This is a genomic window from Mesorhizobium sp. M7A.F.Ca.ET.027.03.2.1 (assembly GCF_003999175.1).
Taxonomy (GTDB): domain Bacteria; phylum Pseudomonadota; class Alphaproteobacteria; order Rhizobiales; family Rhizobiaceae; genus Mesorhizobium.
Genome location: NZ_RZOM01000822.1, coordinates 1 through 2,855, shown reverse-complemented (window position 1 = coordinate 2,855; position 2,855 = coordinate 1). Strand labels below are relative to the sequence as shown.

The window sequence follows — 2,855 nt, the reverse complement described above, 5'->3', positions numbered from 1 at the left end:
GGCCGAGAACCCCCCCGCCGTGATCGGCATCGAATTGCTGGCCGCGGCCCAAGGCTGCGATTTCCATGCGCCGCTGGCCTCGAGCGACGCCCTGGAGGCAGTGCGCAAGCTGGTCCGGGCCGAAGTGCCGCATCTCGACAATGACCGCCATTTCCACCCCGATATGGAAAAAGCCATCGCCATGGTGCGCAGCGGTGCGGCCATCGAGGCCGCCGGCGGCGTGGCTCTGCCGTCGGTTTCCGGAGCGATGTGATGGCAAGCGCGCCCTGGCTGACGGTCACGCCCGGCACAGCCCCGTTGCTGGTGTCGATACCGCACACCGGCATCGACCTCGCCGGCCTTGAGAATCGGCTGGTCTCGCCCTGGCTCGGCCGCCGAGACTGCGATTGGTGGATCGACAATCTCTATGACTTTGCTGCCGGCCTCGGGGCGACGGTGGTGCACACCGCGATCTCGCGCACCGTCATCGACGTCAACCGCGATCCCTCCGGCGCCTCGCTTTATCCCGGCCAGGCGACGACCGGCCTTTGCCCGACCGAGACTTTCGATGGCGATCCGCTCTACGGCGAGGGCGAAGAACCGGGGCCGTCGGAGATCGACGAGCGCCGCGAAAAATTCTTCGTGCCCTACCATGCCGCCTTGCAGGTCGAGATCGACCGGTTGCGTGGCTTGCACGACAAGATCGTGCTCTATGACTGCCACTCGATTCGTTCAGTGCTGCCGCGCCTGTTTGAAGGCACGCTGCCGATTTTCAATCTCGGCACCAATGACGGCAGGAGCGCCGATCCGACGCTGCAGGCGATGGTCGGCCAGATCATGGCCGAAACCGGTGAAACCTTTGTCATCAACGGCCGCTTCAAGGGCGGCTGGATCACACGCCATTTCGGCCAGCCGCAACAAGGCGTGCATGCGCTGCAGATGGAACTCTCCAACCGCGGCTATATGCGCGAGCCAGATGGCAAGGGTACGCCGGACAATTGGCCGGTGCCCTATGACGCCGAGTTCGCAGCACCGATCCGCGCCACGCTGCGGAAAATCCTCGAGACCGCGACATCCTGGGCGCGCGTCTGACATCAGGTCCTTTTATGGAGTGACGCCATGAACAATCCTCGCCACAACATCCGCGAAGTCCGCAGCCCGCGCGGCACCGAAATCAGCGCGCGCTCCTGGCTGACGGAAGCGCCGCTGCGCATGCTGATGAACAATCTCGATCCGGATGTTGCTGAAAATCCCAACGAACTGGTCGTCTATGGCGGCATCGGCCGGGCGGCGCGCACTTGGAACGACTTTGACCGCATTGTCGCCTCCTTGAGGACGCTGGCCGATGACGAGACTTTGCTGGTGCAGTCGGGCAAGCCGGTCGGCGTCTTCCGCACCCATCCGGACGCCCCGCGTGTGCTGATCGCCAACTCCAATTTGGTGCCGCACTGGGCGAATTGGGAAAAGTTCAACGAACTCGATAAGAAGGGCCTGATGATGTACGGCCAGATGACGGCCGGCTCGTGGATCTACATCGGCACGCAAGGCATCGTGCAAGGCACCTACGAGACCTTCGTCGAGGCCGGCCGCCAGCACTATGGCGGCAATCTCAAGGGAAAATGGATCCTGACCGGCGGTCTCGGCGGCATGGGTGGCGCCCAGCCGCTCGCCGCCGTCATGGCCGGCGCCTGCTGCCTCGCAATCGAATGCAACCCGGACTCGATCGATTTTCGCCTGCGCACCCGCTACGTCGACGAGCGCGCCGACACGCTCGACGAGGCGCTGGAAAAGATCGAGCGTTGGACCAAGGCCGGGGAGGCGAAATCGGTCGGCCTGCTTGGCAATACGGCCGAGATCGTGCCGGAAATGTTCCGGCGTGGCATTCGCCCCGATATGGTCACCGACCAGACCTCGGCGCATGATCCCATCAACGGCTACCTGCCGAAGGGCTGGACGATGGCCGAGTGGCGCGAGAAGCGCGTCAGCGACCCCAAGGTGGTCGAGAAGGCGGCACGCGCTTCCATGCGCGAACATGTCGAGGCGATGGTGGCGTTCTGGAACGCCGGCGTGCCGACGCTCGACTACGGCAACAACATCCGCCAGGTGGCCAAGGAGGAGGGGTTCGAGAACGCCTTTGCCTTCCCCGGCTTCGTGCCGGCCTATATCCGCCCGCTGTTCTGCCGTGGCATCGGGCCGTTCCGCTGGGCAGCCCTTTCCGGCGATCCTGAGGATATCTACAAGACCGACGCCAAGGTGCGCGAACTGACGCCCGGCAACACCCATCTCCACAATTGGCTCGACATGGCGCGCGAGCGCATCGCCTTTCAAGGATTGCCGGCGCGCATCTGCTGGGTCGGCCTTGGCGACCGCCACAGGCTCGGCCTCGCCTTCAACGAAATGGTGGCCAAGGGTGAGCTGAAGGCGCCTGTCGTCATCGGCCGCGATCACCTCGATTCCGGCTCGGTCGCCTCGCCGAACCGAGAAACGGAATCCATGAAGGACGGCTCGGACGCGGTATCCGACTGGCCGCTGCTCAACGCGCTGCTCAACACGGCGTCCGGCGCCACCTGGGTGTCGCTGCACCATGGCGGCGGCGTCGGCATGGGCTTTTCGCAGCACGCCGGCATGGTCATCGTCGCCGACGGCACGCGCGAGGCCGCCAGGCGCCTGGAGCGGGTGTTGTGGAACGACCCGGCGACCGGTGTCATGCGCCACGCCGATGCCGGCTACGAAATCGCCATCGAATGCGCCAAGGAGCACCAGCTCAATTTGCCCGGCATTCTCGGGTGAGAAACGTCCGGCCGCAGGCAGGCGAAAAGCCGCGGAATCGGCTTTTCGAGTTTCGAACGCCCGTAGCCATAGCGGAGGGCTAGGCA

General features: G+C 64.8%; 2 protein-coding genes and 1 pseudogene. All 3 read left to right on the top strand.

Annotated features, from left to right (window positions below; genetic code table 11):
- Window positions 1-253: pseudogene (locus EN750_RS27490) on the top strand (histidine ammonia-lyase); the annotation flags it as partial.
- Entirely contained in the window at window positions 253-1,071 is an 819-nt protein-coding gene (gene hutG, locus EN750_RS27485) for an N-formylglutamate deformylase (RefSeq protein WP_127398557.1), read from the top strand. The pseudogene EN750_RS27490 and the gene hutG, both read left to right, overlap by 1 nt.
- A gap of 27 nt (window positions 1,072-1,098) precedes the next feature.
- Window positions 1,099-2,769 (top strand): urocanate hydratase, encoded by a 1,671-nt coding sequence (gene hutU, locus EN750_RS27480; RefSeq protein WP_127398555.1) that lies wholly within the window; start codon window positions 1,099-1,101, stop codon window positions 2,767-2,769.
- Window positions 2,770-2,855: the final 86 nt, after the last annotated feature.

Bases quoted from the DNA above. Each gene is read 5' to 3' on its own strand.
- hutU (WP_127398555.1), top strand. From the start codon at position 1,099: ATGAACAATCCTCGCCACAACATCCGCGAAGTCCGCAGCCCGCGCGGC.
- hutG (WP_127398557.1), top strand. From the start codon at position 253: ATGGCAAGCGCGCCCTGGCTGACGGTCACGCCCGGCACAGCCCCGTTG.